The 15,023-nt window shown below is 64.0% G+C and carries 9 protein-coding genes; 6 read left to right on the top strand and 3 right to left on the bottom strand.

Annotated features, from left to right (window positions below):
• The first annotated feature begins 171 nt into the window (after positions 1-171).
• The 5 genes from JGU72_RS15720 to JGU72_RS15700 all read left to right on the top strand — a co-directional run bounded on the left by JGU72_RS15720 (position 172) and on the right by JGU72_RS15700 (position 7,839).
• Positions 172-2,295, top strand: coding sequence for a DNA polymerase III subunits gamma/tau (locus JGU72_RS15720; protein WP_199684898.1), 2,124 nt, complete (start codon positions 172-174; stop codon positions 2,293-2,295).
• Between the two features lie 78 nt (positions 2,296-2,373).
• On the top strand, positions 2,374-2,535 hold the full coding sequence (locus JGU72_RS15715; RefSeq protein WP_199684897.1) for a hypothetical protein: 162 nt from the start codon (positions 2,374-2,376) through the stop codon (positions 2,533-2,535).
• A gap of 310 nt (positions 2,536-2,845) precedes the next feature.
• Positions 2,846-4,060 (top strand): acetyl-CoA C-acetyltransferase, encoded by a 1,215-nt coding sequence (locus JGU72_RS15710; protein ID WP_199684896.1) that lies wholly within the window; start codon positions 2,846-2,848, stop codon positions 4,058-4,060.
• A 33-nt stretch (positions 4,061-4,093) separates the two neighbouring features.
• A complete protein-coding gene (locus tag JGU72_RS15705; RefSeq protein WP_307828466.1) occupies positions 4,094-6,247 on the top strand; it encodes a 3-hydroxyacyl-CoA dehydrogenase NAD-binding domain-containing protein in 2,154 nt (717 codons plus the stop codon).
• 233 nt (positions 6,248-6,480) lie between these two features.
• A complete protein-coding gene (locus JGU72_RS15700; RefSeq protein WP_199684895.1) occupies positions 6,481-7,839 on the top strand; it encodes an MFS transporter in 1,359 nt (452 codons plus the stop codon).
• Between the two features lie 23 nt (positions 7,840-7,862).
• On the opposite strand, the gene JGU72_RS15695 is transcribed toward JGU72_RS15700, so the two are convergent.
• Together JGU72_RS15695 and JGU72_RS15690 are read right to left on the bottom strand one after the other, a co-directional pair.
• The gene (locus JGU72_RS15695) at positions 7,863-9,173 is read right to left on the bottom strand and encodes a class I SAM-dependent methyltransferase (protein ID WP_307828465.1); all 1,311 of its coding nucleotides are present in this window, start codon (positions 9,171-9,173) and stop codon (positions 7,863-7,865) included.
• Positions 9,170-10,585 (bottom strand): FAD-binding oxidoreductase, encoded by a 1,416-nt coding sequence (locus JGU72_RS15690; protein ID WP_199685344.1) that lies wholly within the window; start codon positions 10,583-10,585, stop codon positions 9,170-9,172. The genes JGU72_RS15695 and JGU72_RS15690 overlap by 4 nt, the downstream gene beginning before the upstream one ends.
• Positions 10,586-10,769: 184 nt before the next feature.
• Between JGU72_RS15690 and JGU72_RS15685 the strand changes: the two genes are divergently transcribed.
• The gene (locus JGU72_RS15685) at positions 10,770-14,174 is read left to right on the top strand and encodes a serine/threonine-protein kinase (RefSeq protein ID WP_199684894.1); all 3,405 of its coding nucleotides are present in this window, start codon (positions 10,770-10,772) and stop codon (positions 14,172-14,174) included.
• Here JGU72_RS15685 and JGU72_RS15680 read toward each other — a convergent pair.
• On the bottom strand, positions 14,169-14,975 hold the full coding sequence (locus JGU72_RS15680) for an adenylate/guanylate cyclase domain-containing protein (RefSeq protein ID WP_199684893.1): 807 nt from the start codon (positions 14,973-14,975) through the stop codon (positions 14,169-14,171). The genes JGU72_RS15685 and JGU72_RS15680 overlap by 6 nt on opposite strands.
• Positions 14,976-15,023 lie beyond the last annotated feature (48 nt).

Below are 15,023 nucleotides of genomic sequence, written 5' to 3'. Positions count from 1 at the left end.
CCGACAAGGTTGTGGCGAGTTCGCAGGTCGCGTACCGACAAGGCTGTTGCCCGAACATCGCGCGAGAAGGGACCGCAACAACGGCCTGCTCGGCGCGCAACCTGCGCCCACGCCGGTCGGCAACCGGGACAGCCTCCCCACATGTCACAGGTCGCCGGTACCCTCTGCGGCGTGGCCCTGTACCGGAAATATCGCCCGGCGTCCTTCGCTGAAGTGGTGGGGCAGGAGCATGTCACCGGCCCACTCGGGACGGCCCTCGATGCCGGCCGCATCAACCACGCGTATCTGTTCTCCGGCCCGCGTGGCTGTGGCAAGACGTCTTCGGCACGCATCCTTGCGCGGTCGCTGAACTGTGTCGAGGGCCCGACGTCGACGCCGTGCGGGGTCTGTCCATCGTGTGTGGCCCTCGCGCCCGGCGGTCCGGGAAATCTCGACGTGATCGAGCTCGACGCGGCGAGCCACGGCGGCGTCGACGACACCCGCGAGTTGCGTGATCGTGCGTTCTATTCGCCCGCCGAGTCGCGCTACCGAGTGTTCATCGTCGACGAGGCGCACATGGTCTCGCCGCAGGGCTTCAATGCTCTGCTGAAGATCGTCGAGGAACCGCCTGAGCACCTGATCTTCATCTTTGCGACGACCGAACCCGAGAAGGTCCTGCCGACCATTCGCTCGCGGACCCACCACTACCCCTTCCGGTTGTTGCCACCGAACGTCATGCGCGGCTTGTTGCAGCGCATCTGTGTCCAAGAAGATGTGACCGTCGACGACGCCGTGTTCTCGCTGGTGATCCGGGCCGGTGGCGGGTCGCCGCGCGACTCGCTGAGCGTGTTGGACCAGCTCATGGCCGGTGCCGACACTGGCGGCGTCACCTACGGGCGTGCCCTCGCCTTGCTCGGAGTGACGGACGTCGCGCTGATCGAGGAAGCCGTCGACGCCCTCGCCGACAGCGACGGAGCCGGACTTTTCGGTGTTATCGACAAGGTCATGGAGTCAGGGCACGATCCGCGCCGCTTCGCTACGGACCTCCTGGAACGCCTGCGCGACCTGATCCTGCTGCGCGCGGTACCTGACGCGGGCGAGCGCGGCCTAGTGGACGCCCCACAGGACGTGCTCGAGCGCATGGCCGCCGAAGCGCAACGTTTCGGTCCGGCAACGCTGACCCGGTACGGCGAGCTGCTGCACGCCGGGCTGGGCGAGATGCGTGGTGCGACCGCGCCTCGACTGCTGCTCGAAGTTATCTGTGCACGAATGTTGCTGCCAGCGGCGTTCGATGCCGAAGCAGCAGCTCTCCAGCGCCTGGAGCGGCTGGAACATCGACTCGACAGCGGTCAGGTAGGTGGCGGGATTGCCGCCGAACAGCAGCCCGCGGCGCCGCCGGTCGTGCGCCGCAAAAGCGCCGAAGTTGCCGAACAGGCGCAGCCCGCACGCCCAGAACTGCCACGCTCGGAACCGCCGCGTCCCGAACCGCAGCGTCCCGAACCGCAACGTCCCGAACCGCAACATCTCGAACCGCAACGTCCCGAACCTGCGCCCCCTGAACAGACACGTCCGGAGTTCCAGCGTCCCGAACCCGCGCAACCGGCTCCGCCCGTCGAGGCACCGCCGATCCCGGCCGCAGCCCAGGTCTCGAGCCCCGAGGGTGGGGTCGACAAGATCAAGGCCGTGTGGCCGAAGGTCGGGGAGCGTGTTCGCGAGCGGAGCAAGACGGTCGAGGTGATGCTCTCAGGCGCTGTCATCGCTGATGTGCAAGGCAATGTCGTGATCTTGTCGCACGAGTCTGCGCCGCTGGCGAATCGCTTGATGGAACCCCGCAACGCCGACGTGGTCCGCAGTGCGCTTCGTGATGTGCTGGGCCCGGACATCGACTTCCGCTGTGTCACGGGCGCAGCGGCTGCGGCCGGCAAGACTGCGAAAAGGACCGCGCAACAACCACAACGAGCGAAACCTGCCGATGGTGCACCGCGGTTCTCCCGTCCGAGTCGTGGCGGCGCTGCCGGATCCGGACCTGCGACCGCGCCACCGGGCCAGACTCAGCAACCTGCCGACACTGGCGTGAATCGGCCGACCGGACGGGCCACGGCACCGCCCGCTGACGACATTCCGCCGCCCCCGGCGCCCGACTTTCCCGATGATTCGGAGCCTCCGCCGGACCCGTATGTGATGACCCCCGAGGACGAAGCGGAGATGATCGCGGAGTCCTCGCAACCCGTCGAGAAGGGTGATCGGCGGGATCCGGACGAGATCGCTATGCAGTTGCTGAAAAGCGAGCTCGGCGCCAAACCATTCGACGGCTGATCCACCGGATTAGCTCGAGGCCGGAGTGTCGACGGCGCATACTTTGTCTGCAATAGCCACAAAACGAGGGATAGACACATGATCTTCGGCATCGACGTCATCGGCGCGATCATCGGGACGGTTCCGCTTTTGCCGCAGACCCTGATCGGTTTCATCCCGGACCTCGCAGGTTCGCTCGGCGAGTGGGGCGGATGTGTCGCACAGCACGGTGCTGAGTCGCCGCTGTGCCAGGGACTGTGAACCGGGGCGCTAAGTTAACCCGGGTTCGCATTTCATCAAGGGGTGTGACCAGGCAATCTTGGGGTATTTCCCGTCTTCGTTCTATGGTGGAGGCCATCTAGGTGTTCGCCAGCCAGGGCGAGTATGTTTATACGGCGTCTGAAGAAGGATGTCAGAGTTAGATGGTTCCGAAGGACTAGGCAACCGCATAGCCTCCGGCGATCGGTTCGCAGCGTGCTTGGCGGCGCGCATGAAAGCAGAGCGGTCGAAAGTACGAATGAGCGGCGCAGGCCTCGAGAGCATGCGCGCACACTGAAAGGACAGCGTCAAAGTGACGACAGAGGCGTTCATCTATGAGGCGATCCGCACCCCGCGTGGGCGTGGAAAGAAGACCGGGTCGCTGCACTCGGTAAAGCCGATCGATCTCGTGGTCGGGCTCATCAACGAGCTCCGCTCGCGTTTCCCGGATCTGGACGAGGACCGCATCTCCGATGTCATCCTCGGCTGCGTCGCGCCCGTCGGTGACCAGGGCGCGGACATTGCCCGCACCGCGGTTCTCGCAGCGGGTCTGCCGGACACCGTCGGCGGCTTCCAGCTCAACCGCTTCTGCGCCTCGGGCCTGGAAGCTGTCAACCTGGCTGCACAGAAGGTTCGCTCCGGCTTCGACGACCTGGTCATCGCGGGTGGCATCGAGTCGATGTCGCGTGTGCCGATGGGCAGTGACGGCGGCGCGTGGGCAATGGACCCCGCGACCAGCTACGACACCTACTTCGTGCCGCAGGGTGTGAGCGCCGACTTGATCGCGACGATGGAAGGCTTCTCCCGCGACGACGTCGATGCCTACGCCGTGCGTTCGCAGGACCTCGCTGCCAAGGCGACCACCGGCGGCTACTTCGCCAAGTCGATCGTTCCCGTCCGTGACATCAACGGCCTGGTCGTTCTCGACAACGACGAGCACATGCGTCCCGGCACCACGTCCGAGGACCTCGCGAAGCTCAACCCCTCGTTCGCCATCATCGGTGAAATGGGCGGCTTCGACGCCGTCGCACTGCAGAAGTTCCACGCAGTCGAGAAGATCAACCACGTTCACCACGGTGGCAACAGCTCGGGCATCGTCGACGGCTCCGCACTCGTGCTCGTCGGTAGCGAGGACGCAGGTAAGGCCTCCGGTCTGACCGCACGTGCGCGCATCGTTGCGACGGCTACCAGCGGCGCAGATCCCACGATTATGCTCACCGGCCCGACCCCGGCCGCCAAGAAGGCGCTCAAGCAGGCCGGCCTGACCCTCGACGACATCGACCTCGTCGAGATCAACGAGGCCTTCGCGTCCGTCGTTCTGAAGTTCCAGAAGGACCTGAACATCCCGGACGAGAAGCTGAACGTCAACGGCGGCGCAATCGCGATGGGCCACCCGCTCGGTGCCACCGGCGCGATGATCACCGGCACCATGGTCGACGAGCTCGAGCGCCGCAACGGCCGCTACGCACTCATCACCCTCTGCATCGGCGGCGGTATGGGCGTCGCAACCATCATCGAGCGCGTCTAAACCCGAGACCGGATTAACAGGAGACTTACTGCAGTGTCTGAAACAAACATGATCGGTTGGGAAAAGGATTCGGACGGCATCGTCACGTTGACGATGGACGACCCGAACCAGGGCGCCAACACGATGAACGAGCTCTACAAGAAGTCCATGACGGCGACCGTCGAAAAGCTCGAAGCAGAGAAGGACGACATCACCGGTGTGGTCCTGACCTCGGCGAAGAAGACCTTCTTCGCGGGTGGCGACCTGAAGAACATGATGTCGGTCGGGCCGGAAGACGGCCAGGCGCTGATGGACGAGCTCGCCGAGATCAAGGGTGCGCTGCGTCGCCTCGAGACTCTGGGCAAGCCGGTTGTCGCTGCGATCAACGGTGCCGCACTCGGAGGCGGCCTCGAGATCGCGCTGGCCACCCATTACCGCATCGCCGCTGACGTGCGCGGTGTCCAGATCGGTCTCCCGGAGGTCAGCCTCGGCTTGCTGCCCGCCGGCGGTGGCGTGATCCGTACCGTTCGCATGCTCGGTCTGCAGGGTGCGCTCATGGGCGTGCTGCTTCAGGGCCAGCGCAACAACCCGACCAAGGCCAAGGAGATCGGCCTCGTCAACGAGCTGGTCGGCTCGGTCGAGGAATTGGTTCCCGCCGCCAAGGCATGGATCAAGGCCAACCCCGAGGGTGGCGTTCAGCCGTGGGACAAGAAGGGCTTCAAGATCCCCGGCGGCACACCGTCGTCGCCCGCGTTCGCCGCGAACCTCCCGGCCTTCCCGGCCAACCTGCGTAAGCAGCTCAAGGGCACGAACATGCCCGCGCCGCGCGCGATCCTCTCGGCAGCTGTCGAGGGCTCGCAGGTCGACATCGACAACGCGTCGCTGATCGAGAGCCGCTACTTCGTGTCGTTGCTGACCGGTCCGGTTGCGAAGAACATGATCCAGGCGTTCTTCTTCGACCTGCAGTCGATCAACAACGGTGGTTCGCGCCCCGACGGCGTCGCGAAGAAGGACATCAAGAAGATCGGCGTCCTCGGCGCCGGCATGATGGGCGCGGGTATTGCCTACGTCTCGGCGAAGGCGGGCTACGAGGTCGTCCTCAAGGACGTCACCATCGAGGCTGCCGAGCGCGGCAAGAACTACTCGGAGAAGATCGAGGCCAAGGCTCTCTCGCGTGGCAAGACCACCGAAGAAAAGTCGAAGGCGCTGCTCGACCGGATCACCCCGTCCGCGGACCCCGCGGACTTCAAGGGAGTCGACTTCGTCATCGAGGCCGTCTTCGAGAACACCGAGCTCAAGCACAAGGTTTTCCAGGAGATCGAGGACATCGTCGATCCCGACGCATTGCTCGGCTCGAACACGTCGACCCTGCCGATCACCGGTCTCGCAAACGGTGTGAAGCGTCAGGACGACTTCATCGGCATCCACTTCTTCTCACCGGTCGACAAGATGCCGCTGGTCGAGATCATCCGTGGCGAGAAGACCTCTGACGAGGCTCTGGCCCGCGTGTTCGATTACACGCTAGCGATCAAGAAGACCCCGATCGTCGTCAACGACAGCCGTGGCTTCTTCACCTCGCGCGTCATCGGCACCTTCATCAACGAGGCCATCGCGTTCCTCGGTGAGGGCATCGAGCCGGCGACCATCGAGCAGGCCGGTCTGCAGGCCGGTTACCCGGCTGCACCGCTGCAGCTTGCGGACGAGCTGAACATGAAGCTCATGCAGAAGATCGCCAAGGAAACGATCGAGGCAGCGGAGAAGGGTGACACCACGCTCGGTGCCACTCGCCACGCCGCGCAGGACGTCGTCGACTACATGGTTGCCGAGGGTCGTCCGGGTCGCCTCGAGAAGGCCGGCTTCTACGAGTACGACGATGCCGGCAAGCGCACGGGCATCTGGCCGGGTCTGCGGTCGCACTTCAAGACCTCGCCCGACCTGGCTGTCCCGTTCCAGGATCTGATCGACCGGATGCTGTTCGCCGAGGCGATCGAGACGCAGAAGTGCTTCGACGAAGGTGTTCTGACCACCACCGCCGACGCCAACATCGGCTCGATCTTCGGTATCGGTTTCCCGGCCTGGACCGGTGGTGTCCACCAGTTCATCGTCGGTTACCCGAACGGTGGCCAGGCGGCATTCGTCGCCCGCGCCGAGGAACTCGCCGCCAAGTACGGCGAGCGCTTCACGCCTCCGGCTTCGCTCAAGGACTGACGCCCCGTGCGCGGTTAGGGAGTCTATAGACTCTCCAACCGCGCACAGGGTTTATCCCAAGCTTCGACTTATCCCCAGGAATTCTTTCCTGGGGATTTTTCGTGTCTTCTTGTCGGCGGCTTCGACGAGGTTAGTGGTGATCCATGTTGGGTAGCCCGAGAGGTCGATACAGTGCTGGAACGCGAAGGCTGGAACAGCCTGACACGGTTGCGAAGCGCTCCGAGGAGGACGTCATGAGTGTCGAGGGCCGCAAGGTGTCGTACCAGGTCGATCGGGGCGGTCTTCGCCGGGTTGTCGGAGCATCGATGGCGGGCACAGTCGTCGAGTGGTACGAGTTCTTCCTCTACGGCACAGCGGCGACACTGGTCTTCAACAAGATCATGTTCCCCAGCACCGGCGACGACCTCGATGCGATCATTTCGGCGTTCATCACCTACGCCGTGGGCTTCGCGGCCAGGCCGCTGGGTGGCATCGTATTCGGCCACTTCGGCGACAAGCTCGGCCGAAAGAAGTTGCTGCAGTTCAGCATTTTGCTCGTCGGCGCGGTGACCGTTCTGATGGGCTGCCTACCGACATTCGACCAGGTCGGGTACTGGGCGCCGACCCTGCTGGTCGTCCTGCGCTTCCTACAAGGCTTCGCGGTCGGTGGCGAGTGGGGTGGCGCGATTCTGCTTGTCGCCGAGCACAGCCCCAACGAAAGTCGTGGCTTCTGGGCGAGCTGGCCACAGGCGGCGGTGCCGGTCGGCAACTCCCTCGCGACGGTTATTCTGCTGACGTTGACGACCACGCTTTCCGACGCGGCCTTCCTCAGCTGGGGTTGGCGCATCGCGTTCTGGGCGTCGGCTGTCATCGTCTTCGTCGGCTACTACATCCGGACCAAGGTGACCGACGCACCGATCTTCGAGCAGGCCAAGAAGGAAGCCGAAACGATCAAGGCTGCGTCCTACGGCGTCGTCGAAGTATTGAAGCGGTATCCGCGCGGCGTTGTGACAGCGATGGGCCTGCGCTTCGCCGAGAACATCCTCTACTACCTCGTCGTCACCTTCTCGATCACGTATCTCAAGGTCGTCGTCAAAGCTGATACCAGCGCAATTCTCTGGTATCTCCTTGCGGCGCATGCTGTGCATTTCGCGGCGATCCCGCTGGTCGGCCGCTTGACGGACCGCGTCGGCCGCCGACCCGTCTACATCGCCGGAGCGGTCCTCGCCGGCACATGGGGCTTCTTCGCGTTCCCGCTGATGGACACCGGGAACTACGCCGCGATCCTCACCGCCGTCATCGTCGGCCTCTTGTTCCACGCCCTCATGTACGCGGGCCAGCCCGCACTGATGGCTGAGATGTTCCCGACCAGAATGCGGTATTCCGGTGTGTCCCTCGGATATCAGGTGACGTCGATCGTCGCGGGTTCGTTGGCGCCGATCATCGGCACGAAGCTGTTGCAGCGGTTCGACTCCTGGGTGCCGATCGCGCTGTACCTACTCGCGGCCGCGTGCGTGACGCTCGTTGCGGCGCTGTACTCGAAAGAAACCAAGGGCATCGCACTGGAATCGATCGACGAGGCAGACGTCGCAGCGCTGGCGGCCGGTCGCTAGGTCAGGGGTTCGTGAGCGGACGGTTACGCCACCCACCACGGGCGCAGCGGAAGGTCGGCTGCCCCGTTCGGCCCGAGCTTCACGCCCAAAATCTGGTGCAGCTGAATCACGTTGCGCTCGAAGCCGAGTCGTGAACCGGCCATGTACAGGCCCCAGACCTTGGCCGTACCCTCGCCGACCTCCTCGACGCACGCGTCCCAGTTGGTGACCAAGTTCGCGCACCATTCCTTCAGTGTCAGCGCGTAGTGCTCGCGAAGGTTCTCTTCGTGGCGCACTTCGAGTCCGACGTTCTGGATGTCGCTGATGATCCTGCCGGACCCGATCAACTCGCCGTCAGGGAAGACGTAGCGGTCGATGAAGTCGCCGGCCTTGGTGCTGCGCAGGTTGTCGGGTCGAGTGATGCTGTGGTTGAGGAAGAGGCCCCCGTCGCGCAGTTTCTCCTGAATGAAGCCGAAGTACGCCGGGTAGTTCTGCACGCCGATGTGTTCGGTCAGGCCGATCGACGAGACCGCGTCGAATCCGGACTCGGAAATATCGCGGTAGTCGGAATGCCGAACCTCCGCGAAGTCGCTCAAACCTTCTTCCGCAATTGCCTTCTGGGCCCATTCGGCTTGCGCGCGAGACAGTGTCGCACCGATGACGTGCACGCCGCGTCGTGCCGCGTACCGGACCATCGACCCCCAGCCGCAACCGATGTCGAGCAGTCGATCGCCTTCTTTGAGTCGCAGCTTGTCGAAAACGAGGCGGTACTTGTTCTCCTGCGCTTCTTCGAGCGTCTGTCCGTCGTGGACGTATGCGGCGCACGTGTACGTCATCGACGGACCTAGGACGTACTCGTAGAACGTATTCGAGACGTCGTAGTGATGGCTGATCGCCTCGGCGTCGCGAGTCTTGGAGTGGCGCATGCCTTCTGCGATCCGCCGCCAGCGCGGCAACGTCTCCTGCGGTGGAGGTGCAATGGGCAGCAACACATCCCAGCCGAGAGACCGCGCGATGTTCGCGATGGTGCGGGCCGACGGTCGCTGAAAGTTGAGCTCGTCCTGCAGGAGCTTCAACAATTCGTACGGGTCGCCCGGGTGCACACCGATCGGCTCCAGATCGCCGGTGACGTAGGCCCTCGCCATTCCGAGATCGCCGGGAGCTGTTGCGAGGTAAGTAGTTCCGCGAACAGACTTCAGGTGCAGACCGATCGGGAGATCGACGCTACCCGCCGAACTGCCGTCGTACGCCGTGAACCGCAGCGGCACATGACCGCTCGTCAGCAGCTCGAGAATTTCGGCGATCGAAAGCTTCGGTTCGTCGAGGGGCGGGATGATGTCTTTGAGAGTTGTCACTTGCGTTGCACCGCCTTTGCATACAGATCCAACAAACGGGAGTCAGGGTCGTACTTGCGCTTCAGCTCTGTGTAGACGTCGCCGCCGTACAGCTGCGCGAATTCGTCGGGGCCGTAATAGGCGTCGGAGTACAGGGACTTGTGACCGTCGAATGCGCTGACCTGCTTCTCGATCAGACGATTCGTCGCTCCTGGTTCGGCTGCCGCCGGTACGGAAGACCAGAACCCCACGTTGACGTAGGTGCGCGCGGGGGCGATCGGATACAAGGGCCACGGCCGAGACGAACCGGAGGCGCGGAGCCGCAACGGGCACAACCAGATCGGTTCGATCGGAACCTCGCGCAGGAACCACTCCACGAAGTCTGCGGTTCGCTCGATCGGCACTTCGATATCTTGTACGACGCGCTCGCGTGGCGGTTGGCCTTTGCGCTTCTCGAGCCGATCGGCGATGCCGTACTTGTGGTCCAGCGCGATCAACTTCCAGTAGAAGCTGCTGCGGCGGTATGCCTTCGGCCAGAATCGGCGGATCCGGGGATTCTGGGCGCCGAATGCACGCGAGCACCAGAACCAGTCGGTGTCCCAGCGCCATAGATAATCGTGAATGGTCAGCCGATCGGTTTTCACAGACTCGTTTCGAATCGACCGGTAGTAGATGTCGGCACCGGTGTAGTCGCTGGCAGGACCGGGCTCGTCGGTCTGCCGGCCGAGCGTCAGATAGCTTTCGTCCGCGGAAAACACCACGCCGTCGAGGTATTCGACGACCTCGCCTGCGTAACTTCCGTTCGCGATGATCGTGTTCATGGTCGATTCGAGGTCGCGAACGGTGCGGAAACGCACGTGCCGCAGGGCGACAAAGGGTTTCACGACTTCGAGGTCGATCTTCAGGCGGGTCGAATACCCTAGCGTGCCGTACGAATTGGGGAAGCCGGCGAAGAGGTCGGCGTGGTCGCCATCCGGTGTCGCCGTGACGATCTCGCCGGAACCGGTAAGAATGTCGATCTCGCGAACCGACTCGTGGGGGAGCCCGTTGCGGAAGGACGTCGATTCGATCCCGAGACCTGTGACCGCGCCGCCGAGCGTGATCGTCTTGAGTTGCGGAACCACGAAGGGTGCGAGGCCGTGCGCGAGCGTCGCGTCGACGAGGTCCTCGTACGTGCACATTCCGCCGACGTCCGCAGTGCGCGCCTCCGGATCGACCGTGATGACCGAGCTGAGACCCGAGACGTCGAGGCCCGGCATCGTGGTCTTCGCTCGTGCCCGGAACAGGTTCGACGTCTTCTTGGCCAACCGGACCGTCGACCCTGCCGGGATCGCGCGGTAACTGGCCTGGAGTCGATCGACCCCGGCCCGATGAGCGAGGAATCCGGTCTCGCGATTCGGCGGCGACCGGTGCGTAAGACCGAGTACAGACAGTGCCACAACACGAACTTATATCGAGATTGTTCGTCCGGCTACCGATATTGCGGGGGTGATGCGAATCTTCACGTAGATGTTGCGTTGCCGACCAATTCGCGAAGCGGACGGACCGCCCAAAAGCCGCCTCGAAGGCATGACCTGCGGCGCTATGCTGACTTTCATCGAGAGGTGACTGCCCCGCATGACCGATGAGGTTCCGCCCGACACACAACGAAACATGAAGCCAGGCATCGTTGCCGAGTTGGATGCCGCGGGCCTCGAGGATGCCGAGGAGATCGGCCGAGGCGGGTTCGGCGTCGTATATCGATGCGCGCAGCGTGCGCTGGACCGGACGGTCGCGGTGAAGGTGTTGTCGGCAGACCTCGACGCCGAAAATGTCGAACGGTTCCTGCGTGAAGAGCACGCGATGGGTCGCCTGTCCGGTCATCCGAACATTGTCGACATTCTGCAGGTAGACGTCACTTTCACGGGTCGGCCGTTCATCGTGATGCCGTTTCACGAACGGGGTTCGCTCGACACAGTGCTCCGTGCCAGCGGACCGCTCGGCTGGGCGGAGGCGGTCCGGATCGGCGTAAAGCTGGCCGGGGCAATCGAATCGGCGCACCGCGTCGGAATCCTGCATCGCGACATCAAGCCGGCGAACATCTTGCTGACCGCCTACGGTGAACCGCAACTGACCGACTTCGGCATCGCGCGTGTCCAGGGCAGCTTCGAAACGTCGACGGGTGAGATTGCCGGATCGCCCGCGTTCACAGCGCCCGAAGTGCTGCGGGGCGAAACACCGACTGTCGCCTCGGATCTCTACAGCCTCGGCGCCACGCTGTTCTGCCTGATCACAGGCCATGCGGCGTTCGAACGGCAGACCGGCGAGAAGGTGGTTGCCCAGTTCCTGCGGATAACGTCGCAGCCGATTCCGGACCTCCGCGCAGAAGACATTCCGGGCGACGTCGCTGCCGCGCTCGAAAAGGCCATGGCGCGCGACCCCGCCGACCGGCCCGCATCGGCGGAGGAGTACGGCCGACTGCTGCAGGGCATCGAGAATCGGCGCGGCCTCACCGTCGACGAGATGGCTCTGGCAGCGGAGCCAGGCACGGGACCGGCGGTCGTCGCGCCCTCTGCGAGGGAGACGAAAACGTCGACCACGCCGCCGCGCGCCGCGACGACGAAATTTCGGCCGCCGACGCACTCTCGCATGCTGCTCGATCGACGGCGCGTGATCGATGCGTTGCGTGCCGGTGGCCGGCGCAGGCTGGCGCTGATCCACGCGCCCGCCGGGTTCGGTAAAAGCATGCTTGCGGCTCAGTGGGGCGATGCGCTGACGGACGACGGCGTATCCGTCGCATGGCTGAGCGTCGACAGCGACGACAACAACGTTGTGTGGTTTCTGACGCACGTGCTCGAGGCGATTCGGCGCGCGCGACCCGAACTGGGTTCGGGCCTTGCCGAAGCACTCGAAGAGCAAGCAGAGGATGCGCAGCAGTATGTGTTGACGTCGTTGATCGACGAAGTGCACGCGAGCGGCCGAACAGTGGCATTGATCGTCGACGATTGGCACCGAATCACCGACGACGCGGCCATCGCCGCGATGGATTTCCTGCTCGAGCACGGCTGTCACCATCTGCGGCTCGTCGTGACCAGCCGGACGAGATCTGGATTGCCGTTGTCGCGGTTGCGAGTTCGCGACGAATTGGTCGAGATCGACTCGGACACATTGCGTTTGGATGTCGAGGAAGCCAGAACCTTTCTGATCGACCACAACGGGCTCACTCTGGATCAGGACCAGGTGACCGCGATCTGGGAATCGACCGAAGGTTGGATTGCCGCGCTCGCGCTCGTCTCGCTGTCCTTGCGCGGTCGAAAAGATCCCAGTGAGTTGATCGGCAGTCTCTCGGGCCGGCACCACGCGATCGGGGAGTACCTCGTCGAGAACGTGCTCACCTCGCTCGAACCCAAGATGCTCGACTTCCTGCTGTCGATCTGCATCACCGAGCGGGTGAGCGGCAGCCTTGCGAACGCGCTCGCCGATGTCGAGAACGGGCAGTTGCTGCTGGAGGAAGCCGAAGAGCGGGACCTCTTCATTCGCCGAATCGACGACGGCGGCCAATGGTTCCGAATTCAGCTGCTCTTCGCGGAGTTCCTGCGTCGTCGGCTGGAACGTGAACAGGCAAGTCGCGCAAGGGCGTTGCATCTGAAGGCATCGTTGTGGTTCGCCGAACATCAGGAGTTGCGAGAATCTGTGGACCACGCCCTCGCGGCGGCCGATCTCAAGCGTGCAATGGACCTCGTCGAGTCCAGTGGTATGGACCTCATCGACGGTTCCAGGTTGGCGACCCTGTTCGGTCTGGTCGCGAAACTACCTGCGCAACAGGTTGTTTCGCGGTCAAAATTGATGAACGCGGTGGCGCGCGCAAACGTGGCGCTGCATCGGCCGACCGCCGCGTTCGGGGCGCTCGACAAACTGACCGGCATGCTGGACCGGGCGGGATCGGAGACCCCGGAAGGCGTCGAAGATCGAATCGGAGCCGCCGTGCTCGAAGCGGCGGCCGCAATCAATGCGGACCGGATCGACGGCGTCGAGAAGTTGGTCGCCGAATGTCTGGAACATCCCGACGACGTGCCCGCGTGGACAGTGTCGGAAGCCGCGAACGCGATGTCGTTCGTGCGAATCCATAGCTTCGATTTCCACGCCGCGCGCAGTCTGCAAATGTGGGCAAAGCCGTACCACAACCAGGCGACCGCGGTGCTCGCCAGAGTGGTCGGGCTCTGCTATATCGGGTTGGCTGCGCGTGAGCAGCTCGATATCGCAGGTGCCGCACAGTGTTTCGAAGACGCGCTCGCCATTGCACAAGAGGCACCCGGTTCGCGGCGGCATCCCACCCGTGTCGCAGGAGCGATGCTCGGTGACCTGCTGTACGAGCGTGGCGATCTCGTGCGCGCCGAGCGTCTGCTCGACGAAGCGCGATTGCTCGGTCGTGAGCTCGGCGCGGTCGATTTTCTGGTCGCCGCATACGTGACCGGCGCTCGTCTCAAAGCGATTCGGGGCGACACGACCGGCGCGTCCGCAGTATTGAGCGCGGGCGCCGCACTCGCGACCGAACTCGACCTGCCGCGGTTCGGCGCACGGATCTACAACGAGAGAATTCGCTGGAACCTGCCCATCGATCGCGTTCAGGATGTGGCACAGCCGAAGCCCACCGACGGTGTCGCCATCGCCACGATCGAGGCGAGCGAGGCTGCAGCGATCAGGTCGCTGCTCGCCGAGCACAGCCTTGCCGGTGACGACCGCGCGTGCACGAGGGCCCGGGCGCTGCATCGTGCAATCGCGGCGCGTGATCGGCCGCGCGCGCAGCTCGAGGCAGGTCTGCTGCTCACGGCGACCCTGCACGCGGCGTCCTGGATCGACGAGGCGAAAGACACTCTCGCGCCGATAGTTGCAACCTGCGCCGAACTCGGCATCGGCCGATTGCTTGTCGATGCCGACGCGGGAGTCGTTGCGGTGCTGCGTAGTTTGCGCGACGACGAGAAGAACGGTCGCTGGCAGACGCGCTGGCCCACGTTGCCGAAGCACTACCTCGAAGAGTTATAGACCCTGTGCCCTGTAGAGCACCATCGGCGTATCGATGCCCTTCAAGGGCCGGGTCATCGGACCCGTGAAACCGACATTGGCTATACCTTCGACCGCGACGAAGACAGACGCGGTGACCAGCGCTTCGCCACCGTTCGCTTCGTCGGTGACACGCGCAGCGACATTGACGACGTGGCCGAGTACGTCGTCACGGGTGATCACAGCGAGCCCGGAGTTGACGCCCGCCCGGACTGCGAGTGGTCCAGCGTTCGAGTCCGCCAGCTCGACCGCCGCATGCACCGCATCGCTGGGATTCCCGAAAACCAGCATCCTGCCGTCGCCGATCTTCTTCACGAGGCGACCGTTCCAGCCGCGCACGATCGGCATGACCACTTTCTGATGCTCGTCCAGCAGCGCGAGCGCGGCGGTGTCGCCCTCGTCGGAGGTGAACCTCGTGAACCCTTCGAGGTCGGTGAACACCACCGTCGCTTCGGCTGTGGTGTCGTCCGCAGTGTCGGGGCTGCGATTCCACGACATGTCCCAGGAGAGCATGTCGATCGCCTTCAAACCGAGCGTTGCGAACGCCGAAGGTTTGCGCTCGACCTTCTTTTCCAGCAGCCGCCGTGTGACCTCCAACGGCGGTGCCGTGGAAAGCTTGTGTTCGCCCGGTTGATCGAGCCAGTTGCGGTCGATGATGCCGAGTTCCACCGCTGCGTCGCGCAAGTCGGGGTCGACGTCGAGCAGCCGCGCGAGGCGGGTGGCCAGCAGAGATTGCAACGCCGCAATCGAGGGTGGTGGGGGCTTCGATGGCGGCAGCGGCACAGAGTCACGTTAGCGTGCCGTGTGCCGGGCAGGGCAGGATGTGGTTCG

Source organism: Antrihabitans auranticaus, from assembly GCF_016481275.1.
Lineage (GTDB): Bacteria > Actinomycetota > Actinomycetes > Mycobacteriales > Mycobacteriaceae > Antrihabitans.
This window is presented reverse-complemented; position numbering and strand designations above follow the sequence as displayed.